This window comes from Burkholderia sp. Ac-20353 (assembly GCF_017104785.1).
Taxonomy (GTDB): domain Bacteria; phylum Pseudomonadota; class Gammaproteobacteria; order Burkholderiales; family Burkholderiaceae; genus Burkholderia.
On record NZ_JAAGPL010000079.1, the window covers coordinates 16577 to 38476 of the forward strand.

A 21900-nucleotide genomic window follows, 5' to 3' on the forward strand; every position below is an offset into this window, starting at 1 on the left:
CTGCACATCACGCACATCACGCACATCACGCACATCACGCGATGGCGACGCGTTCCTCCTGCGTCCGGTATGTGTCGAGCAGGCGCACCCGCTTGCTCGCGACTGCCGCGACGTTCCGCTCCTTCACGTGGCCGAAGCCGCGAATCTCGTCCGGCAATCCGGCCAGCTGCAGGGCCGCGGGCAGGCGTGCCGCATCGAGCGTCGCGCAGAACTCGTCGACGAGCGCGACATAGTCGGCGATCAACTGCCGCTCGCCGCGTCGTTCCGCCGTTTTGCCGAACGGGTCCAGCGACGTGCCGCGCAGCCCCTTCAGCCGGGCGAGCATCCTGAACGCCGGCAGCACCCACGGACCGAAGCGTGCCTTGCGCAGATGGCCATGTTCGTCGCGTTTCGCGAACACCGGCGGCGCGAGATGGAAGCTCAGCGTGTAGTCCCGGCCCGGCTCGCCTTCGAACTGCTGCCTTAGCTTGTCGAGATAAGCCGGATCCGCATAGAGGCGGGCGACTTCGTATTCGTCCTTGTACGCCATCAGCTTCGCGAGGTTCGTGGCGACCGCGCGCGTCAGCGGCAGTGCCGGATCGCCGCCAAGCTGCGCTTCCTTCGCGCGGATCCTGTCGACCGTGCGGCGATAAGCGTGCGCGTAGCCGTCGTTCTGGTACGCGCTCAGCAGCGCTTCCCGCGCGGCAATCAGCGTGTCGAGCGGTTCGGCGGCCGGCGCGGCCATCGGCTGCGGCGCGGCAGCGGGCTGCGCGAATGCCTGGACCGACGCTGCACCGTGATGCGCGATGTGGCGGCCCCAGTGGAATGCGAGCCGGTTCTTGTCGACCGCGACCGCGTTGAGCTCGATCGCGCGCAGCAGCGCCGGCAGCCCGAGCGGCAGCCAGCCTTTCTGCCACGCGAAACCGAGCAGCAGCGGGTTGCTGTAGATCGTGTCGCCGAGCAGCGCGAGCGCGAGCGCATTGGCGTCGACGAACGAGCAGCCGTCGCCGATGCTGTCCAGCAGCGCGGCTTCCGTTTGGACGCCCGGGAACGTCCATTTCGGGTTCTTCACGAAATCCGCGGTAGGCGTCTCGCCGCTGTTGATCGCGGCGACCGTCACGCCGCGTTGCGTGCGCGACAGCACGTCGGCGGACGCCGACACGATCGCGTCGCAGCCGATCACGAGCCGGGCTTCGCCCGTCGCGATGCGGGTCGCATGCAGCGCGTCGGGCGCGGCGGCGATCTGCACGTGGCTCAGCACCGCGCCGCCTTTCTGCGCGAGGCCCGCCATGTCGAGCACGGTGACGCCCTTGCCCTCGAGGTGCGCGGCCATCCCGATCAGGCCGCCGATCGTCACGACACCCGTGCCGCCGACGCCGGTGACGAGCACGCCATACGGCCTCGCGATATCAGGCAGCGACGGCATCGGCAACGCGTCGGCATCCAGGCCGCCGGAGCCGGCGGCGCCGGCGGCTTGCGGCTTGCGCAGCTGCGCGCCTTCGGCGACAACGAAACTCGGACAGAAGCCGTTCACGCACGAGAAGTCCTTGTTGCAGGACGACTGGTTGATCTTCCGCTTGGTGCCGAGCGGGGTCTGCAGCGGCTCCACGGACAGGCAATTCGACTGCACCGAGCAATCGCCGCATCCCTCGCACACCGCGTCGTTGATGAACGCGCGCCGCGCGGGGTCCGGATAGGTGCCGCGCTTGCGGCGGCGGCGCTTCTCGGTCGCGCAGGTCTGGTCGTAGATCAGCACGGTGGTGCCCGGCGTGTCGCGCAACATGCGCTGGATCGTATCGAGCCGGTCGCGATGGTGTACGTCGACGCCTGCCGGCAACACGACGCCGGCAGCGTACTTTTGCGGTTCGTCGGTCACGATGACGATCCGCTTCGCGCCTTCGGCATGCACCTGATGGGCGATCTGCGGGACGGTCAGCACGCCGTCGACGGGCTGGCCGCCCGTCATCGCGACAGCGTCGTTGTAGAGGATCTTGTACGTGATGTTCGCGTGCGCGGCGATCGCCGCGCGGATCGCCAGCAGCCCCGAGTGAAAATAGGTGCCGTCGCCCAGGTTCACGAACACGTGCCGGTCGCCGGAGAAATGCATCTGGCCGATCCACGCGACGCCTTCGCCGCCCATCTGGCTGAACGTCTCGGTGTTGCGGTCCATCCACATCGACATGTAGTGGCAGCCGATGCCCGCCAGTGCACGCGAGCCTTCCGGAACGCGGGTCGACGTGTTGTGAGGGCAGCCGGAGCAGAACCACGGCTTGCGTTCGACCGACACGCGCGGTTTCGCCGCTTCCCGTTCCTTCGCTTCGATGACGGCGACGCGCGCGAGCATGCGCGCGCGCACGTCGTCGGGCAGATCCGCGCGCATCAGGCGGCGGGCGATGGCTTTCGCGATCAGCGCGGGCGACAGCTCGTAATGCGCGGGCAGCAGCCAGTTGCCGCGTGGCACCGACCATTCGCCGCCTTCGTTGTCGCGCTCGTCGAATTTGCCGTAGATCTTCGGGCGAACGTCCTCGCGCCAGTTGTACAGCTCTTCCTTCAGCGCGTATTCGAGAATCTGCCGTTTCTCCTCGACGACCAGGATCTCTTCCAGCCCCGTCGCGAACGCGCGCGCATCCTGTGCGTCGAGCGGCCACACGCAACCCACTTTCAGCACGCGCAGGCCGATCTGCGCACAGATGTCATCGTCGAGGCCGAGGTCGCTGAGCGCCTGGCGCACGTCGAGATACGCCTTGCCCGCCGTGATGATGCCGAAGCGCGGCGTCGGCGAATCGATCACCACGCGATTCAGCTTGTTCGCGCGCACGTAGGCGAGTGCCGCATACCATTTCTCGTCGAGCAACCGCGCTTCCTGCGCGAGCGGCGCATCGGGCCACCGGATATTGAGGCCGCCGGCCGGCAGCGCATGGTCGGTCGGCGTGACGATCTGCACCCGGTCCGGATCGAGATCGACCGACGCGGTCGATTCGATCACGTCGGTCACGCACTTCATCGCGACCCATAGGCCCGAGTAGCGGCTCATCGCCCAGCCGTGCAGCCCGTAGTCGAGATATTCCTGCACGTTCGACGGATACAGCACGGGCATGCCCGCCGCGATGAACGCGTGCTCGGACTGGTGGGCGACCGACGACGACTTGGCCGCGTGGTCGTCACCGGCGAGCACGAGCACGCCGCCGCGCGCATCGCTGCCTGCGGAGTTCGCGTGCTTGAACACGTCGCCGGTCCGGTCGACGCCCGGCCCCTTGCCGTACCACATGCCGAACACGCCGTCGCGCGTGGCGCCCGGCCACAGGTTGATCTGCTGCGATCCCCATACGGCGGTCGCGGCCAGATCCTCGTTGACGCCCGGCTGGAACACGACATCGTTGGCCTCGAGATGCTTCTTCGCCTTCCACAGCGACTGGTCGAGCGCGCCGAGCGGCGAGCCGCGGTAACCGGAGATGAACCCGGCGGTATTGAGCCCGGCCTTGCGGTCGCGTGCCTTCTGCAGCATCGGCAGCCGCACGAGGGCCTGCGTGCCGCTGATATAGACGCGGCCTTTTTCCAGCGTGTACTTGTCGTCGAGGGATACGGCGGCGTCGCGCGGCGCGGATGCGGCTGCGACGCCCGGGGTGGGGGCGGTCATGGCGATCTGTCTCCGGTGTTACTGTTTTTCGCCGAGTATAGGAAGCCGATTTGTTATCGTAAAATCACAAATAGCAAACTCTGGTATGCGAAAAACAGATGGCGTTCGATCTCACGCTCCGGCAGCTCCGGTACTTCGTGGCTGCCGCTCAAACCGGGCAGTTCTCGATGGCGGCCGCCAACGAGCACGTATCGCAGTCCGCGATCACGAACGCGGTGCTCGCGCTGGAAAACGGGCTCGGCATGCGGCTGTTCGAACGCTTGCCTCAAGGCGTCACGCTGACGCCCGACGGCCAGGATTTCTACAACCACGCGCGGCGCGTGCTGGATGCCGCGCGCGATGCCGTCCACAAGCCGCCGTTCCGTTCGCACGACCTGCGCGGCACGGTGCGGATCGCGGCGTCGTACACGCTGCTCGGCTATTTCCTGCCGGAACTGCTCGCGCGCTTTCGTACGACCTATCCGTACATCGAGTTCGACCTGCGCGACATGGAACGGGCGGATATCGAGGCGGCGGTCCTCGACGACGAGGTCGACATGGGGGTCGTGCTGCTGTCGAACGTCGAGCGGCCGAGCCGGTTCGACAGCCAGGTGCTGATCCGGTCGCGGCGGCAGCTGTGGGTCGCGCCGTCGCATCCGCTTGCGCAGCTGCGGGCGCCGTCGCTGACGGATATTGCCGGCTATCCATACATCCTGATTACCGTCGACGAAGGCGAACAATCGACGCTACGGTACTGGCGGGAGGCGGGCGTCGCGCCGAACATCGCGTTTCGCACGTCGTCGATGGAAGCGCTGCGCGGACTCGTCGCACACGGCTTCGGCGTGACGATCCTGTCGGACATGGTGTTCCGCCCGTGGTCGCTCGAAGGCAAGCGCATCGAAGCGCGGCCCGTGCGCGACGCGGTTCCGCAAATGGACGCGGGCATGATCTGGCGGAAGAAGGGCAAGCTCCCTGAGCCGGCGCTGGCGTTGCAGCAGTTCCTGATCCATGCGTGCGGGACCTGAAGCAGGGCGCCTGAATCACGCGCGGCGGCCCGCGGTCGTCGATCGCTAATCAATCGCTAATCAATCGGCGAGCCGCTGGTCCGCGAGCGCCTTGCAGCAGTCTTCGTACACCCACTGCACGAGCTTCGCCTGATAGTTCAGGTCGTCGGTATCGACGATTTCCTCGACCGCGTCGCGCGCCCATGACGCGTCGACGAACCCCGCATGGCGCTTCGCGATGTCCTGTGCGATCGCCGACAGCTTCGCGATCGTGAGCCAGTCAGCCTGCCGCTGGTGGCGGTCGAGCCAGCGATGCGCGGCCTGGACCGCGAACGCCGCGTCCGGCCACGTTTCGTTCAGGTAAAACGCGCCGAGATTGCCGCAGGTGAGCCAGCAAAGGAGTTCGAGGCGGTCGTGCGAACTGAGGGTAGGGTGTGCGTCAGTCATGGCAGCGCTCGCGAAATGCGTCGATTCCGGGCGGCGCCGGGCGCAAGGCACCGGTGCCGATAGTAAAAACATAGCACGATGCGGGCCATGTCGCGCACCCGGGCTGTTGCGGATCCCGCCGAGTCGCGTGCCGGACGGGAAAGCGTGCGAGTTGTCACGCATCGCCGCGCACTCGCTAAAATGTCCGCTTCCATGGAGACGGAACGCGACGATGAAAACCTACGAGCAGTTCTATATCGACGGCGCATGGCGCCAGCCGGCGGGCACCGGCACGATCGACGTGATCGACTCGGGCACCGAAGCCGTGATCGGCCGGATTCCGGAAGGCCAGCCCGCTGACGCGCAGGCCGCGATCCGCGCGGCGCGCGCCGCACTCGACAGCTGGGCGGCGACTCCGCCCGCAACCCGCGCCGCTTACCTGCGCAAGATCGCCGAGCACCTGCAGGCGCGCAGCGAGGAACTGGCCCAGGCGATCACGGGCGAAGTCGGGATGCCGATCAAGCTGTCGCGCGCGATCCAGGTCGGCGGGCCGATCTACAACTGGAACGCATACGCGAAGCTCGCGGAGTCGTTCGAATTCGAGGCGAAGGTCGGCAACTCGCTCGTCGTGCGCGAGCCGGTCGGCGTCGTCGCGGCGATCACGCCGTGGAACTACCCGCTCAACCAGGTCACGCTGAAGGTCGCGCCGGCGCTCGCGGCCGGCTGCACGGTCGTCCTCAAGCCGTCGGAAGTCGCGCCGCTCAACGCGTTCATGCTCGCCGAAGCGATCCATGAGGCGGGGTTGCCGGCCGGCGTGTTCAACCTCGTGTGCGGCTACGGGCCGGTCGTCGGCGAAGTGCTCGCGACCGATCCCGACGTCGACATGGTGTCGTTCACGGGCTCGACACGCGCGGGCAAGCGCGTGGCCGAGCTGGCCGCGGCGAGCGTGAAGCGCGTCGCGCTCGAACTCGGCGGCAAGTCGGCATCGGTGATCCTCGACGACGCCGACTTCGCGGCGGCGGTGAAGGGCACGGTCAACGCGTGCTACCTGAACGCCGGCCAGACCTGCTCCGCGCACACGCGGATGCTCGTGCCGCAAGCGCGCTACGACGAAGCGCGCGCGCTCGCGAAGAGCGCGGCCGAAGCGTATGTCGCGGGCGACCCGCGCGAGGACGCGACGCGCCTCGGCGCGCTCGCATCGGCGGTGCAGCAGCAGCGCGTGCAGGCATACATCCAGCGCGGCATCGACGAAGGCGCCGAACTCGTGACGGGCGGCGTCGGCCTGCCGGACGGCATCGCGAAGGGCTTCTTCGTGAAGCCGACCGTGTTCGGCCGCGTCGATCCGAAATCGACGATCGCACAGGAGGAAATCTTCGGGCCCGTGCTGTCGATCATCACGTATCGCGACGAAGACGAAGCGGTGCGCATCGCGAACGATTCGCCGTACGGCCTCGGCGGCGCGGTCTGGGCCGGCAGCGACGAGCATGCGATGGCCGTCGCGCGGCGCATCCGCACCGGGCAGGTCGACATCAACGGCGGCACGTGGAACATGGCCGCGCCGTTCGGCGGGTTCAAGCAGTCGGGGCACGGCCGCGAGAACGGCGTGTACGGGCTCGAGGAATACCTCGAATACAAGTCGTTGCAACTGAAGACGCAAAAGCCGGCCTGACCGGCTCGCCGCCGCGCATTCCGCCGCGCATTCGGAACGGCACGCAACGGCACGCGTTGAGCGTGCCGTTTTTTTATTGACGCCGCGCAAGGTGCGCGCCAGCGGATCGTCGATCATCGCGGTTCCCGCCGTTCGATGAGGTTTCCGATGTCCGCACGCTCCTCCTTTCCGCCGCTCGTGATCCGCGGCCGTTCATTGCTGCCGATCGTGCAAGGCGGCATGGGCGTGGGCATATCCGCGCACCGTCTCGCGGGCAGCGTCGCGCGCGAAGGCGCGATCGGCACGATCGCGAGCATCGACCTGCGCCATCACCACGCTGACCTGCTCGCGCGCTGCCGCGCACAACCGGACCGCGCGACGCTCGAAGCCGCGAACCTCGTCGCGCTCGCGCGCGAGATCCGTCTCGCGAAGACCTACGGCGACGGGCGCGGAATGATCGCCGTCAACGTGATGAAGGCAGTCATTGCGCACGCGGACTACGTGCGCGTCGCGTGCGACGAGGGCGCGGATGCGATCGTGATGGGCGCGGGGCTGCCGCTCGACTTGCCGGACCTGACGCACGGGCACGACATCGCACTGATTCCGATCCTGTCGGACAGCCGCGGCATCGCGCTCGTGCTGAAGAAGTGGATGAAGAAGGGGCGCTTGCCGGACGCGATCGTGATCGAGCATCCCGCGCACGCGGGCGGCCATCTCGGCGTCACGCAACTCGACGACATGCACGACGCGCGCTTCGATTTCGCGCGCGTGCTCGACGAGACGTCACAGGTGATCGCGTCGCTCGGGCTCGCGCGCGAGCAGATTCCGCTGATCGTCGCCGGCGGGATCAACAGCCATCACGCAGTGCGCGATGCGCTCGCCGCCGGCGCGAATGGCGTGCAGGTTGGCACCCCGTTCGCCGTGACCGAAGAGGGCGACGCGCATCCGAATTTCAAGCGTGTGCTCGCCGATGCGCAGCCCGACGACATCGTCGAGTTCGTCAGCGTGACGGGCCTGCCCGCGCGAGCGGTGAACACGCCGTGGCTCGCGCGCTATCTGCGCAACGAGAAGCGCATCCGCGACAAGCTCGGCGCGCTGAAGCAGCGCTGTCCGACCGCGCTCGAATGCCTGGCCGTATGCGGGCTGCGCGACGGCATCGAGAAATTCGGCCACTTCTGTATCGATACGCGTCTCGCCGCTGCCTTGCGCGGCGAGGTGTCGAACGGCCTGTTCTTCCGCGGCCGCGAAGCGCTGCCGTTCGGCCGCGCGATCCGCAGCGTGCGCGATCTGCTCGACCTGCTGCTGACGGGCAGCGCAGCCGAGCCTGCGACAAACCGCCCTACGTTTACGCTGGCTTGACGGATATCAAGGTGCGGGAAAGACCCTACAGACAGAATGGAGTTCATTCATTGGGGGTCCGTAAGATGCAAAAAACGATTCGAAAATTTGTCACCGCCGCGGCGTGCGCCGCGAGTCTCCTGGCGATGCCGTCGCTGTCGCATGCGGCGTCGACGGGCGACGGGATCAACCAGGGCGATGTGCTCGTGCGGCTGCGCGCGATCAGCATCCAGCCGAACGAGCGCGCCAGCGACACGCTCGGCGCGCTCAACGTCGGCGTGAACAACGCGATCGTGCCCGAGCTCGATTTCACGTACATGATTCGCGACTATCTCGGCGTCGAACTGATTCTCGCGACGTCGCGGCACCAGCTCACGTCGAGCCTCGGCAATCTCGGCGGCGTGAACGTGCTGCCGCCGACGCTGCTGCTGCAATACCACTTCAACCATGCCGGCAAGGTGCGTCCGTATGTCGGCGCGGGCCTGAACTACACGTACTTCTACAACAACGGGATCAACGTCGGCGGGCAGGGCGTGTCGATCAACAAGAGCAGCTTCGGTCCCGCGCTGCAGTTCGGCGTCGACGTGCAGGTGACGAAGCGCACGTTCGTGAACTTCGACATCAAGAAGCTCTGGATGAGCACCGACGCGACGCTTGGCGACAAGGGCATCGGCACGCTGCACATCGATCCGCTGATCGTCGGCGTGGGCGTCGGGATGAAGTTCTGAACGCGCGACAAGAACAGAGTCGGAACAGAGTTGGAACAGAGTTGGGGTTGGCGGCATGGCGGTACGCATGCCGCTTTTTTTTTTTGCGCGGCGGATTTACAGCTTGTCGTACTGGAAGCGCATGGCCGTGCCTTCGCGGGTGATGCGTTCCCACACCGCGCGCTTTTCGTCGTCGCTCAGGAACACCCAGTTCGAGACTTCGCCGGCCGTGCGGCCGCACCCCTTGCAGACTTCGTCGAAGAGGGTCGAGCAGACGCCGATGCAGGGGCTGTCGGGGAGGTCGTGGAGATTGGAGGCCATCGGAAGGTTCGCACGGGGAAAACGTCAGGCGCCCATTTTAATGCAATGCGGCCCGTGACTTCCGGCAGCTCGCATCCGCTGGCCGAACCCGGCGCGACGGTGATGCAAAGGCGGCACGAACGCGGCGCTGCGGCCGGCACGGACGTCACGAAACGGTCGCATCTCCGGAGTAGGCGATCCACGGGCCGGCGCACGTCCGTTTTCCGCGTTTTCCGGATCCGCATTTTCCGGATGGACACGCGCGAATTACCCGATAGAATTTCCCCCGGAATGCCCTGCAGCGCAGGCCGCCGCGAAGCCGCCCGAAAGGAATCTGTTCCGTTTGCGCGACATCGGCATGATTTTTTTGTGACGGGCGGCGAATAGTGGTAGCGTTCGGGGTTTTCGAGGGGCGGAGCGGGCCAACACGCGCCGCCATGGCGAGGCAGACGACAGCCGGACAAGGGTTCCGGCCGTATGGGGAGAACGGGATGAAAGCAAAAGTGGCGGGCCGGTTCGCGGCGCTCGCGCTGTGCGTGGGCGCATCGGCGGCAGCAGCGAAGGATACGCAGCTCAATGTCTACAACTGGTCGGACTACATTGCGAAGGACACGATCCCGAACTTCGAGAAACAGACCGGTGTCAAGGTCCGCTACGACAACTACGACAGCGACGACACGCTGCAGGCGAAGCTGCTGACGGGCAGCTCGGGCTACGACATCGTCGTGCCGACCAGCAACTACGCCGGCAAGCAGATCGCGGCCGGCATCTTCGCGCCGCTCGACAAGTCGAAGCTGCCGAACCTCAAGTATCTCGACCCGCAACTGATGGCGCTCGTCGCCGGCGCGGATCCGGGCAACAAGTTCGCGGTGCCCTGGGCGTACGGCACGACGGGTCTCGCATACAACGTGACCAAGGCGCAGCAGGTCCTCGGCAAGGTGCCGCTCGACAACTGGGACATCCTGTTCAAGCCGGAAAACATCTCGAAGCTGAAGACCTGCGGCGTATCGGTGCTCGACGCGCCGGACCAGATGTTTGCGGCAGCGCTCCACTACATCGGCAAGGATCCGATGAGCACGAACCCGGCCGACTACCAGGCCGCGATGCAGGTGCTGAAGAAGATCCGCCCGTACATCACGCAGTTCAACTCGTCGGGCTACATCAACGACCTGGTCGGCGGCGACATCTGCTTCGCGTTCGGCTGGTCGGGCGACGTCGTGATCGCGAAGCATCGCGCGATGGAAGCGAAGAAGCCGTACAAGGTCGAGTACTACATCCCGAAGGGCGGCGCGCCGGTGTGGTTCGACGTGATGGCGATCCCGAAGGACGCGAAGGACAAGGATGCCGCGCTGCAGTGGATCAACTACATCGAGGATCCGAAGGTGCACGCGGCGATCACGAACGCGGTGTACTACCCGAGCGCGAACGCCGAAGCCCGCAAGTACGTGAAGCCTGACGTTGCGAACGACCCGGCCGTCTACCCGCCGGCCGACGTCGTGAAGACGCTGTTCCTGCTCAAGCCGCTGCCGCCCGAGATCCAGCGTCTGCAGACGCGTCTGTGGACCGAGCTGAAGTCGGGCCGCTGACGCGAACCGCAGTCGCGCAAGCAGTCATGAAGCCCCTGGCAACCCCGGGGGCTTTGTTCGTCAAACGCAGGAGAGAAGCAGCACATCATGAATAGCCAGTCGAGTGCGCCGGTTGCGAGCGCGCCGTCCTTCGTTCCTTCGTCCGGCGCCGATCCGCGCGCCGAGAACTTTGTCCAGATCATCGACGTCGTCAAGAAATTCGGCGAGACCGAAGCGGTGCGCAGCGTCAACCTGACGGTGCGCAAAGGCGAGCTGTTCGCGCTGCTCGGCAGCTCGGGCTGCGGCAAGTCGACGCTGTTGCGGATGCTCGCGGGCCTCGAGACCGTCACGTCGGGCAAGATCCTGATCGACGGCGAGGATCTCGCGCAGATGCCGCCGTACAAGCGGCCCGTGAACATGATGTTCCAGTCGTACGCGCTGTTCCCGCACATGACGGTCGAATCGAACGTCGCGTTCGGCCTGAAGCAGGAAGGCGTACCGAAGGCCGAGCTGAAGGAGCGCGTGCATACCGCGCTCGAGCTCGTGCAGATGGGCAAGTTCGCGAAGCGCAAGCCGCACCAGCTGTCGGGCGGCCAGCAGCAGCGCGTCGCGCTCGCGCGTTCGCTCGTGAAGCGCCCGAAGCTGTTGCTGCTCGACGAGCCGATGTCGGCGCTCGACAAGCAGATCCGCCAGCGCACGCAGATCGAGCTCGTCAACATCCTGAACAAGGTCGGCGTCACCTGCATCATGGTCACGCACGACCAGGAAGAAGCGATGACGATGGCGAACCGGCTCGCGGTGATGAGCGAAGGGCAGATCGTCCAGATCGGCTCGCCGAGCGAAGTCTACGAGTATCCGAACACCCGTTTCTCGGCCGAGTTCATCGGCTCGACCAACCTGTTCGACGGCATCACCGTCGAGGACGAGCCCGACCACGTGTTCATCGAGTCGCCGGGCCTGCCGTGCCGGCTGTACGTGAACCACGGCATCACCGGCCCGCTCGGCATGCCGGTCACGGTGTCGGTGCGTCCCGAGCGCATCGCGCTCACGCGCAAGCCGCCCGAAGGCGCGTTCAACTGGGCGCGCGGCCGGATCTCGAACGTCGCGTACATGGGCGGGTATTCGCTGTATCACGTGAAGCTCGACGGCGGCAAGACGGTGATCGCGAACGTGTCGAGCCTCGCGATCTCGGAGCTCGAGACGCCGGCGCTCGGCGACGAGATCTACGTGCGCTGGAGCGCATCGGCGGGCGTGGTGCTGACCTCATGATCGCGCTCAAGTCCCTGCTCAACTGGCCTGTGAAGCGTTTCAACCTGACCGGCCGCAGCGCGGTCGTAGCGGGCCCGTTCACATGGCTCGTGCTGTTCTTCCTCGTGCCGTTCGTGCTGGTCGTCAAGATCAGCTTCGCGGAGCTGCAGCTCGGCATCCCGCCGTACTCGGAACTCACGACGTACACCGACGGCGTCGTGCACATCGCGCTGAACCTGTCGCACTACGCGTTCCTGCTGACCGACAGCCTGTACTTCGCGACCTACGTGAACTCGGTGCTGGTCGCCGCGATCACGACGCTGCTGTGCCTGCTGATCGGCTATCCGATGGCGTACTACATCGCGCGCTCGAACCCGGCGACCCGCAACCTGCTGATGATGGGCGTGATGCTGCCGTTCTGGACGTCGTTCCTGATCCGCGTGTATGCGTGGATCGGCATCCTGAAGAACAACGGTCTCCTGAACAACTTCCTGATGGGGATCGGCCTGATCCATACGCCGATCGAGCTGTACCGCACGAACTATGCGGTCTACATCGGGATGGTGTATTCGTACCTGCCGTTCCTCGTGATGCCGCTCTATGCGCACCTCGTGAAGATGGACCTGCGCCTGCTCGAAGCCGCTTACGACCTCGGAGCCAAGCCGTGGAAGGCGTTCGTGCAGATCACGCTGCCGCTGTCGAAGAACGGGATCATCGCGGGCTGCCTGCTGGTGTTCATCCCGGCGGTCGGCGAATACGTGATTCCGGAGCTGCTCGGCGGCGCGAACACGCTGATGATAGGCCGCGTGATGTGGAACGAGTTCTTCAATAACGCGGACTGGCCGATGGCGTCGGCAGTCACGTGCGCGATGGTGCTGCTGCTGCTCGTGCCGATGGCGATGTTCCAGCGTTTCCAGGCCAAGGAGCAGGAGGGCCGCGGTCAATGAAACCGAATCGTTTCCTGCAGTTCGCGGTGCTGTTTGCCGGTTTCGCGTTCCTGTACATCCCGATCGTCAGCCTGATCGTCTATTCGTTCAACGAGTCGAAGCTCGTCACGGTGTGGTCCGGCTTCTCGTTCCGCTGGTACTCGGCGCTCGTCGACGACGACGAACTGCTGACGGCCGCGTGGCTGTCGCTGAAGATCGGCCTGATGACGGCCACCGCGTCGGTGGTGATCGGCACATGGGCGGGCTTCGTGCTCGCGCGGATGGGCCGCTTTCGAGGCTTCGCGCTGTTCAGCGGGATGATCAACGCGCCGCTCGTGATTCCGGAGGTGATCCAGGGGATCTCGCTGCTGCTGCTGTTCATCGAGCTTGGCAAGTGGATCGGCTGGCCGGCCGAGCGCGGCATCTTCACGATCTGGCTCGGCCACGTGATGCTGTGCATCTCGTACGTCGCGATCATCGTGCAGTCGCGCGTGCGCGAGCTGAACCCGTCGCTCGAGGAAGCCGCGCTCGATCTGGGTGCAACGCCGCTCAAGGTGTTCTTCATGATCACGCTGCCGCTGATCTCGCAGGCGCTGATCGCCGGCTGGCTGCTGTCGTTCACGCTGTCGATCGACGACCTCGTGCTGTCCGCGTTCCTGTCGGGCCCCGGCTCGACGACGCTGCCGCTCGTGGTGTTCTCGCGCGTGCGGCTCGGCCTGAATCCGGAGATGAACGCGCTGGCGACGCTGCTGATCGTCGCGGTGACGGCCGGCGTCGTGCTCGCGAACTTCGTGATGCTGCGCCAGGAGCGCAAGCGGATGGCGTTCGCGACCTGACGCACGCGCTGTTGCCGCAATAAAAAACGCCCGGTGCCGACGACGAGTCGGACCGGGCGTTTTCCATGGGCGGGCGTTTTGTCCGGGCGCCGCCGTGCGGCGTGTGCTCAGTACGCGAAGCGCTTGCCGGGCGTCGTCCAGACCGCCGTGGCTGCCGTGCAGGCCTGCAGCGTCAGCGCGCTACCGGCCGGCGCGAGGCAGCGGCCCGTCGGCTGCGACACGAGCTGCGCGGTGCCCGGCCGCGCGCCGGCCTTCACTTGCCATTGCTGGTCCGCTTCGCCGGCGACGCAGGTATGCAGCAGCGCGCCGTTGGTTGCGCCAGGCGCCTGCGCGGTGAGGCAGTAGCTGTACTTGGTCTGCAGCGTGCCGTCGGTCGCGACGACCCACAGTTGCGGATTGAAGTGCGTGCCGCCCGACGTATGCACCGACGCGAGCGTCGGGCAGGTGCCGAGTGCCGCGGAGCTGCCGTCGGCGAGTCCGCCGGACGCCGTCAGGCACGCGCCGTTCGTCTTCACGAGGCCGGCCGCCGACTGTTGCGGGCCGCCGATCAGCGTCGCGACGCCGTTCGACGCGGAGGCATTCGCATAGCTCGCAGGACAGGATTTGTTGACCGTCACCGATGGCGCCGGCACGGTCACCTCATTGCCGATCGCGTCGTACGCGCGAATGCTGAACTGCGCGTCCGTGTACGCAACCGACGCGCAGCTCGTGCGGCTCGAATTCCAGTCGAAGTACTCGACCCACTGGCTGATCGACGAAACCGGCACCTGCGTCTGCGTCGTGCCGACGTAGATGCTGCCGATGTCGAAGCTGTCGCCGGTCGTGCCGTTCGTCACGTCGGTCACGTTGCTCTTGAACCAGCCGGGCCCCTGGGTCGTGTCCGGCGTGATGCGGAACCGGTACGTGTGGCCAGCCTGCCAGTCATAGCGATAGCGGCACTGCGCGCCCGCGCTGCCGTCGGTGGCCGAGCCGCTGACCGTGCAATGGCTGCCCGCGCCGATGCCGGCGCTCGCGGGCGTGCCGGGTTTCGCGGCGGTTGCGCCCCACAGGCTGAACAGGAACTGCTTGCCGACGCCTTCGCTTGCCGACACCAGTTCGGTCGACTGCAGGCCCGTGTAGCCATGCAGCGAGTTGACCTGGTTCGACCAGAACACGTTCGAGTTCGGGCCGGGGTCCGTCTGTGGCGTGATGAACAGGTCGAGCGTGCCGACGCTGCGCACCGTCGACGGGAACCACGTGTTGCTGTAAAGCCCCGGCGTCGAACCGAGGAAGCCGGACAGCGTCGGCGCGGTGGCGGCGGAGAGCGTCGCGAGGCCGGCCGCCGGATTCGCGGTGATGCTGAAACTGCGCGCACCCGACGGCGGCAGCGATGCGACGGGCGGCACGTCGAGCGTGAAGCTGAACGTGCACGCGCCGCCGGCCGGCACTGTCGCGCCGGATAGCGCAAGCTGCGCCGTGCCGTCGGTGGCGAGCGCGCCGCCGCATGCGCTCGTGAAGCCGTTCGCGGTGAAGCCGGCAGGCATGCCGACGTAGAGCCCGGCGGCAGCGGGTGCGGTGCCCGTGTTGGTAAGCGTGAGTGTCGCCTTGTCGGTCCCGCCGACAGACGGCGAGAGACTGGCGAGGGTCAGCGCCGCGGTGTAGGCGGGCGCGGCGACAGACGCGAGCGGGGCGAGCATCAGCGCGGCGAACGCCGCGCGGCCGACGGGGGAAACGAGCATGGCCGGACTCCTTACTAATTGTTGGTTTTCGACGCGCCGGGTACTGGCGCGCGGCGGCGAGTCTAGCATGCCGATCCGGGCAATTTCGCGACAGCCGATTTGCATCGCGAGTGCATCGCAGGCGCGGGACGCGGGGCAGACGCCCGCGCCCGCACCAGCCGCACCCGCACCCGCACCCGCACCCGCACCCGCATTACGCGCCGAACGCCGCCTTCGCGAGCAGCCCGAGCGCGACGCACACGAGCGCCGATGCGAAACCGACCTGCACGTGGCGCGCAGACAGATGGCGCGACACGCCGCGGCCGGCCGCCATCCCGAGCGCGGTGGTTGCGGTGAACCACAGCGTCACGTCGAGCGGCGCGTGCGTGCCGGCGACGAGCGTCGCGAACACGCCGCCGGTACCGACGAGCGCGATCACCATCAGCGACGTCGCGACGATCCCGTGCATCGACACGTCGGTGAACTTGCGCAGCATCGGCACGATCACGAAACCGCCGCCGACGCCGAGCAGCCCTGTCATCAGGCCGGTGACCGCGCCGGTCGACGCGAGCGCGAGCCCGGCCGGCCACGACCAGACGATCCGGCCGGTGTCGGGGTTCACGCGGCCGACGCACAGCGGCGACCCGGCGGGCGAGCCGTGCGCCGAGCCGAGTGCTTGCCAAAGCAGCCGGCCCGCGACGACGAGCATCGTCAGCGCGAACAGCGTCAGCAGCACGCGCTGCGGCAGCACGTGTGCGAGCCGCACGCCGAGCGTCGTGAGCGGCACGCCGGCCGCCGCCATCAACAGCGCCGCGCGATAGCGCACGAGCCCGCGGCGGAAGCCCTCGAGCGCGCCGAGCAGCGCGCTGCCCGCGACCGCGACGAGCGCGACGGGCGTTGCCTGCTGCATCGGCCAGCCCATCCCGACGACGAGCGCCGGGACCGCGAGGATCCCGCCGCCCGCGCCCGTCAATCCGAGCACCGCGCCGACGATGCCGCCCAGCACGAGAGAAATCAGCATGTTGTCATCCGTTCGTTCATCCGCTTGTTCGTCCGTTTGCGAGGGCGGCGGTCAGCCGGTGATCTCGGGCTTCGCGAGCCATTCGCGGCCCTTGAGCATCGCCTTCCAGTACAGCGGCGGCAGCACCCGTTCCTTCAGCAGCCACGCGAGCCGCGACGGCCGTTTGCCGTCGATCAGCCACGCGGGGAACGACGGCGCGACCTTGCCGCCGTACAGGAACTCGGCGAGCACGATCCGGCCGCGCTCGACCGTCAGCGGGCACGAGCCGTAGCCGTCGTAGGTGGCGGCGCCCTGCGCGCGGCCGAGCGCCGCGAGCACGTTGTGCGCGACGACGGGCGCCTGCTTGCGCGCGGCGGCGGCGGTTTTCGCGTTGGTCGTGTTGGTCGCGTCGCCAAGCGCGAAGATATCGGCATGGCGCTTGTGCCGGAGCGTCGCCGGATCGACGTCGATCCAGCCGGCCGCGTCGGCGAGCGGGCTCGCGCGCACGAAGTCGGGCGCGCGTTGCGGCGGCACGACGTGGATCATGTCGAAATCGCGCACAACGGTTTCCGCGCTGCCGTCGGGCAGCGTGCGCCGGAACGTCGCGCGGCGCGCGGGGCCGTCGATCGCGACGAGGTTGTGGCCGAACGACAGCCCGATGTCGTAGCGCTTCACGTATTCCATCAGCGCGGGCACGTAGTCGGCGACGCCGAACAGCGCGGCGCCCGCGTTGAGAAACTCGACGTCGGCCGCGCCAAGCCGGCCCATGCGCTGCCAGTGGTCGCACGACAGGTACATCGCCTTCTGCGGTGCGCCCGCGCACTTGATCGGCATCGGCGGCTGCGTGAACAGCGCGCGGCCGCCGGGGAAGTCGCGCACGAGCTGCCACGTGTACGGTGCGAGGTCGTAGCGGTAGTTCGACGTGACGCCGTTGCGGCCGAGCGTCTCGGGGAGCCCGTCGATCGCGTGCCAGTCGAGCTTGAGCCCCGGGCAGACGACGAGCTGTCGGTAGCCGATGCGCCGGCAGCCGTCGAGCACGACCGCGTGCGCGTCCGGCTCGAACCCGGCGACCGCAGCCCGGATCCAGTGCACGCCGCGCGGCAGCACGGCGCCCATCTGCCGCGCGGTCGTTTCGGGTTGGAACACGCCCGCGCCGACCATCGTCCAGCCCGGCTGGTAGTAATGGACGTCGGCCGGGTCGATCACCGCGATGTCGAGCGACCGGTCGCGCGCGAGCAGGCTCGACGCGACCGCGAGGCCGGCGGCGCCCGCGCCGACGATCACGATGTCGTGCCGCGCTTCGATCGTCGGCGCCGGCTGTCCGCCACGCTGCGCGATGCGTTGCGCGAGTGCATTCAGGTCATAGCCGGCGGCGCCGGCGGTTGCGACGATGTCGTTCAGCGGAAGCACGCCGGCCTGCGACAGCGCCCACAGCGACGCGGAACGGGTGCCGGTGCGGCAGTACGCGAGCGCGGGGCCGTCGAGCGACGCGACGAGGGCGCCGAACTGCACGGCCTGGTCGTCGGTGACCTTGCCGGAATCGACCGGCAGGTAATGGACTGCGAGGCCGAGCGGCGCGGCCGCCGCGCGGATCTCGGCCACGGTCGGTTGGTCGGGGCCTTCGCCGTCCGGGCGGTTGCAGACGATCGCGCGGATGCCCGCGTCGCGTAGCGCGGGCAGGTCGGCCGCCGTGATCTGGGGCGAGACCGACAGCGTGCCGGTCAGCATGCGGATGTTCATGTGGGGGATTCTCCAGTGGGGGTGGGGCCGTGCGCTCAGATCGCGTCGAGCGGGATCTTCAGGTAGCGCACGCCGTTGTCTTCGGGTTCGGGCAGGCGGCCGGCGCGCATGTTGACCTGCACCGACGGCAGCATCAGCACCGGCATGTCGAGCGTCGCGTCGCGGGCCGTGCGCATCGCGACGAAGTCGTCCTCGGTCACGCCGTCGCGCACGTGCACGTTCGCGCGCCGCTGGTCGGCGACGGTGCTCACGTATTGCAGGTCGCGCCCGCCCGGCTGGTAGTCGTGGCACATGTAGAGGCGCGTGTCGGGCGGCAGGCCGAGCACGCGCGCGATCGACCGGTACAGCGCGCGTGCATCGCCACCGGGAAAGTCGCAGCGCGCGGTGCCGTAGTCGGGCATGAACAGCGTGTCGCCGACGAAGGCCGCGCGTTCGCCGCTGTCGTCGACGCCGCCGTCGACCAAGTAGGTCATGCAGGCGGGCGTATGGCCTGGCGTATGCAACGCACGGATCGACAGCGCGCCGAGCGCGAGCACGTCGCCGTCGTCGAGCAGCCGGTCGAACTGGCTGCCGTCAGGCGTGAAGCCGGGACCTGCGTTGAACAGCCGGCCGAACACGTGCTGCACGCGCTGCACCTGCGTGCCGATCGCGATCTGGCCGCCGACGTGCGCCTTCAGGTACGGCGCCGCCGACAGGTGATCGGCGTGCACGTGCGTCTCCAGCAGCCAGCGCACCGTCGCGCCGAGTTCGGCCACGCGCGCGATCAGCCGGTCGGCGCTCGCCGTATGCGTGCGGCCCGACTTCGGGTCGTAGTCGAGCACGCTGTCGATCAGCGCGCATTCGCGGCTCGCCGTATCGAGCAGGAGGTAACTGATGGTGCTGGTCGCCCGGTCGAAGAAACCTTCGACCGACATCACGGACGCGTTGCTCACGGAAAACTCCTCGATCTGGTTCTGCAATTTTTGCGATTGGCTCCCTGTTGTACAAAAAACGTGCCAGCTCGCGTCGATGCGCGCGTGAAGACGCCAGCGCGTTGATTCATCTCGTCTTTCCGGCGGCGGATGCGCATCGTGCGGGGGCATGCGCGGGCCGGCGCCGGCCATGTCACTGCCATAACTGGCAGTGCTGGCAGTGCTGGCAGTGACATGGCAGAATCGGCGGTCACCGTGACAGCCACTCTCCGGACCCCGCCTCATGAGCCAGCACGACTTCATTCCGATCGTCCCCGAAGCGTCGCGCGACGCCGCGCCCGACGTGAGCGCGCTCGTCGCGTATCTCGAGCAGGACCCGCAGCCGATGATCGTCGTCGATCCCGACTACCGGATCCTCGCGGCGAACGGCGCGTACCGGCGCCAGTTCGGCGTCGCCGGCGTCGAGCACGTGGGGCGGCACTGCTATCGGGTGTCGCATCACTACGACGTGCCGTGCGACCAGGCCGGCGAACATTGCCCGATGAAGCAGGCGCTGGAGTCGCGCAGCCTGAACCGCGTGCTGCACATCCATCACACGCCGCGCGGCCCCGAGCACGTCGACGTCGAGCTGCGCCCGATCTTCGACGCGGCGGGCCGCGTGATCGCCTACGTCGAGCGCCTGACGACGGTGCGCAGCGCGTCCGCGCAGCCGAGTGCGGACGGGCTCGTCGGCGGCTCGGACGCGTTCAACGCGGCGCTCGGCGCGCTGCAGCGCGTCGCGCCGTCGATGCTGCCGGTGCTGCTGCTCGGCGAATCGGGCACCGGCAAGGAGCTGTTCGCGCGCGCGCTGCACGAGGCGAGCGCGCGCGCGATGGGGCCGTTCGTCGTCGTCGATTGTTCGGGGATCGCCGAGACGCTGTTCGAGAGCGAGCTGTTCGGTTACGAGAAGGGGGCGTTCACCGGTGCGGCGGCGCGCAAGCCGGGGCTCGTCGAGACCGCGCAGGGCGGCACGCTGTTTCTCGACGAGATCGGCGACGTGCCGCTGCCGATGCAGGTGAAGCTGCTGCGGCTGATCGAATCGGGCACGTTCCGGCGCGTCGGCGGCGTCGAGGCGCTGCGCGCGGATTTCCGGCTCGTCGCGGCGACCCACAAGCCGCTGCGCGAGATGATCGACGACGGACGCTTTCGGCAGGATCTCTACTACCGGATCAGCGCATTTCCGATCCATCTGCCGGCGCTGCGCGAGCGGCACGGCGACATCGCGCTGCTCGCCGCGTCGATCCTGCGGCGGATCGCGAACGCGCGCGCCGGTACGCGCGACACGTCGTTCACGCTGACCGACGCGGCGCGGGCGTGCCTCGACGCTTATGCGTGGCCGGGCAACATACGCGAGCTGCGCAACGTGCTCGAGCGCGCGTGCCTGTTCGCGGACGACGGCGCGATCCGCGTCGAGCATCTGCCCGACGAGGTCGCGCACGCACGCGACCCGGCGCGGCAGCCGGATGCGGCCGGAGCGCTGTCCGACGACGCGCTCGCGCGCATCGCGCGCACGTTCCGCGGCACCCGGCGCGCGCTCGCCGAGCACGTCGGGATCAGCGAGCGCACGTTGTATCGGCGGCTGCACGCGCTCGGGATCGCGACGCGGGACGCGTGACGGTAGCTGCTGAACGGGGGGGCGAGGCCGGACAGCGCCGCCGCGCGGGTCTTTGCACCGTGCGACGGCTTGCCGTGAATTCACACTTCGCGACAATTAATCAACATTCAACAACTATTTATTATCGTTTTACGATGATTGCGGCGTACAATCGACCGCGTTGCCCAACCCTCGAGGACCTCGCATGCAATCCGACCGCATCGCCCGCTACAGCCAGCACATGGCTACCGTCACACTGGGATTCATCGCCTTCATGTTGCTGCTCAACGCGGCGTGCTGGGTGTTTCCGTCGCTGAACGAAATCGAATCCGGCGCGGGTTTCGGGTTCAGCACGACCAACTCGCTGATTACCGGGCTGCATGTCGACATCACCGCGTTCCCCTGGTGGCAGACGGCTGGCTGTATCGTGCTGTCGAGCGTGCCGCTCGCCGCGCTTGCGAGCGGGCTGAGCCACCTGCGCCGGCTGTTCCGGGCTTACGCGAGCCGCGACTACTTCTCCGCGACAGCGGCCGGCCATCTCGGGAAGATGGCGCGCGCGCTGGGGCTGTGGGTCGTGCTGAGCGTGCTGTGCGAACCGTTGCTGAGCGTATGGATGACGTTGCTCGAACCGGCCGGCCACCATGTGGTGACCGTCAGTTTCGGCTCGCCGTACGTCGTCGCGCTGTTCACGGCCGCCTGCATCGCGGTGATCGCGCATATCCTGCGGCAGGCGAGCGAGCTCGATGCCGAACACCGGAAGTTCGTGTGAGGCGCGCACGATGACGATCGTGGTCAAGCTCGACGTGATGCTCGCGACCCGCAAGGTCCGCTCGAAGGATCTTGCGGCAGCTGTCGGCATCACCGAACAGAACCTGTCGCTGCTCAAGCAGGGGAAGGTCAAGGGGATTCGCTTCGGGACGCTCGAGGCGATCTGCCGTTATCTCGATTGCCAGCCCGGCGATCTGCTCGCGTTCAGCGACGACGACGTCGCCGACGCGGGCTGATGCGTCGCGGTGACGCGCGGCCCGGGCATGACGGGAAGCGTGACGGTCGGCACGGTCAATGCGCGGCGGCAGCGGGTGGCCGTTGGCGCGCTGGCGTTCGTCGTCGCGGCGTCGCTCCATTGGCTCGGCTGGCTGGCGCTGCGCTCGGTGTCGACGGCCGGGCGTGACGCGGCACTGCCGGCCGTGAAGCCGGCAAGGCGGGCGCTGAACGTCGAACTGATTCCGTTGCCGGCACAGGCGCCGGCGCTGCCGCGACGCGAGCCGGCGACGGTCGCGCCGGTTCGTGGCCGGCCGGATGCCGCCGCAGCCGTTGGTCGCGCTC

General features: G+C 67.7%; 18 protein-coding genes and 1 pseudogene. 12 read left to right on the top strand and 7 right to left on the bottom strand.

Annotated features, from left to right (window positions below):
- Positions 1-34 precede the first annotated feature (34 nt).
- Positions 35-3616 carry an indolepyruvate ferredoxin oxidoreductase family protein gene (locus G3N94_RS22035; protein ID WP_205794683.1) on the bottom strand — a complete coding sequence of 1194 codons (3582 nt, stop codon included), beginning with the start codon at positions 3614-3616 and terminating at the stop codon, positions 35-37.
- Between the two features lie 98 nt (positions 3617-3714).
- On the opposite strand from G3N94_RS22035, the gene G3N94_RS22040 reads away from it, so the two are divergent.
- Positions 3715-4620 (top strand): LysR family transcriptional regulator, encoded by a 906-nt coding sequence (locus tag G3N94_RS22040; protein ID WP_205794684.1) that lies wholly within the window; start codon positions 3715-3717, stop codon positions 4618-4620.
- Between the two features lie 60 nt (positions 4621-4680).
- Here the strand turns inward: G3N94_RS22040 and G3N94_RS22045 are convergent, their stop codons facing one another.
- Positions 4681-5046 carry a hypothetical protein gene (locus tag G3N94_RS22045; RefSeq protein WP_205794685.1) on the bottom strand — a complete coding sequence of 122 codons (366 nt, stop codon included), beginning with the start codon at positions 5044-5046 and terminating at the stop codon, positions 4681-4683.
- Positions 5047-5257: 211 nt separating this feature from the next.
- Here G3N94_RS22045 and G3N94_RS22050 point away from each other — a divergent pair, with 211 nt between their 5' ends.
- From G3N94_RS22050 to G3N94_RS22060, 3 genes are all read left to right on the top strand, one after another.
- The gene (locus G3N94_RS22050) at positions 5258-6694 is read left to right on the top strand and encodes an aldehyde dehydrogenase family protein (protein ID WP_205794686.1); all 1437 of its coding nucleotides are present in this window, start codon (positions 5258-5260) and stop codon (positions 6692-6694) included.
- Between the two features lie 147 nt (positions 6695-6841).
- Positions 6842-8032, top strand: a complete 1191-nt coding sequence (locus G3N94_RS22055) for a nitronate monooxygenase family protein (protein WP_205794687.1) — start codon at positions 6842-6844, stop codon at positions 8030-8032.
- A 65-nt stretch (positions 8033-8097) separates the two neighbouring features.
- Complete coding sequence (locus tag G3N94_RS22060; protein WP_205794688.1) at positions 8098-8739, top strand: OmpW family outer membrane protein; 642 nt, start codon at positions 8098-8100, stop codon at positions 8737-8739.
- 96 nt (positions 8740-8835) lie between these two features.
- On the opposite strand, the gene G3N94_RS22065 is transcribed toward G3N94_RS22060, so the two are convergent.
- Positions 8836-9039: a DUF1289 domain-containing protein gene (locus G3N94_RS22065; protein WP_027784516.1), complete on the bottom strand. Its 204-nt coding sequence runs from the start codon at positions 9037-9039 to the stop codon at positions 8836-8838.
- A gap of 470 nt (positions 9040-9509) precedes the next feature.
- Here G3N94_RS22065 and G3N94_RS22070 point away from each other — a divergent pair, with 470 nt between their 5' ends.
- The 4 genes from G3N94_RS22070 (at position 9510) to G3N94_RS22085 (ending at position 13593) form a co-directional block, all read left to right on the top strand.
- Positions 9510-10604: a polyamine ABC transporter substrate-binding protein gene (locus tag G3N94_RS22070; protein ID WP_205794689.1), complete on the top strand. Its 1095-nt coding sequence runs from the start codon at positions 9510-9512 to the stop codon at positions 10602-10604.
- An 87-nt stretch (positions 10605-10691) separates the two neighbouring features.
- On the top strand, positions 10692-11852 hold the full coding sequence (potA, locus tag G3N94_RS22075; RefSeq protein WP_205794690.1) for a polyamine ABC transporter ATP-binding protein: 1161 nt from the start codon (positions 10692-10694) through the stop codon (positions 11850-11852).
- Entirely contained in the window at positions 11849-12778 is a 930-nt protein-coding gene (locus G3N94_RS22080) for an ABC transporter permease subunit (protein ID WP_205794691.1), read from the top strand. The genes potA and G3N94_RS22080 overlap by 4 nt, the downstream gene beginning before the upstream one ends.
- A complete protein-coding gene (locus G3N94_RS22085; protein ID WP_205794692.1) occupies positions 12775-13593 on the top strand; it encodes an ABC transporter permease subunit in 819 nt (272 codons plus the stop codon). The genes G3N94_RS22080 and G3N94_RS22085 overlap by 4 nt, the downstream gene beginning before the upstream one ends.
- Positions 13594-13700: 107 nt before the next feature.
- Here G3N94_RS22085 and G3N94_RS22090 read toward each other — a convergent pair whose 3' ends face one another.
- The 4 genes from G3N94_RS22090 to G3N94_RS22105 form a co-directional block, all read right to left on the bottom strand.
- Positions 13701-15311 (bottom strand): DUF3472 domain-containing protein, encoded by a 1611-nt coding sequence (locus G3N94_RS22090; RefSeq protein WP_205794693.1) that lies wholly within the window; start codon positions 15309-15311, stop codon positions 13701-13703.
- Between the two features lie 193 nt (positions 15312-15504).
- Positions 15505-16311, bottom strand: a complete 807-nt coding sequence (locus G3N94_RS22095; protein ID WP_205794694.1) for a sulfite exporter TauE/SafE family protein — start codon at positions 16309-16311, stop codon at positions 15505-15507.
- 51 nt (positions 16312-16362) lie between these two features.
- A complete protein-coding gene (locus tag G3N94_RS22100; RefSeq protein ID WP_205794695.1) occupies positions 16363-18030 on the bottom strand; it encodes a bifunctional protein tyrosine phosphatase family protein/NAD(P)/FAD-dependent oxidoreductase in 1668 nt (555 codons plus the stop codon).
- A 35-nt stretch (positions 18031-18065) separates the two neighbouring features.
- Positions 18066-18962, bottom strand: a complete 897-nt coding sequence (locus G3N94_RS22105; RefSeq protein ID WP_205794696.1) for an MBL fold metallo-hydrolase — start codon at positions 18960-18962, stop codon at positions 18066-18068.
- A 262-nt stretch (positions 18963-19224) separates the two neighbouring features.
- Between G3N94_RS22105 and G3N94_RS22110 the strand changes: the two genes are divergently transcribed.
- The 4 genes and pseudogenes from G3N94_RS22110 to G3N94_RS22125 form a co-directional block, all read left to right on the top strand.
- A complete protein-coding gene (locus tag G3N94_RS22110) occupies positions 19225-20595 on the top strand; it encodes a sigma 54-interacting transcriptional regulator (protein ID WP_205794697.1) in 1371 nt (456 codons plus the stop codon).
- Positions 20596-20779: 184 nt separating this feature from the next.
- A complete protein-coding gene (locus G3N94_RS22115) occupies positions 20780-21343 on the top strand; it encodes a DUF2975 domain-containing protein (RefSeq protein WP_205794698.1) in 564 nt (187 codons plus the stop codon).
- A 10-nt stretch (positions 21344-21353) separates the two neighbouring features.
- Positions 21354-21578, top strand: a complete 225-nt coding sequence (locus tag G3N94_RS22120) for a helix-turn-helix transcriptional regulator (protein ID WP_205794699.1) — start codon at positions 21354-21356, stop codon at positions 21576-21578.
- Positions 21579-21605: 27 nt separating this feature from the next.
- Positions 21606-21900: pseudogene (locus G3N94_RS22125) on the top strand (hypothetical protein); the annotation flags it as partial.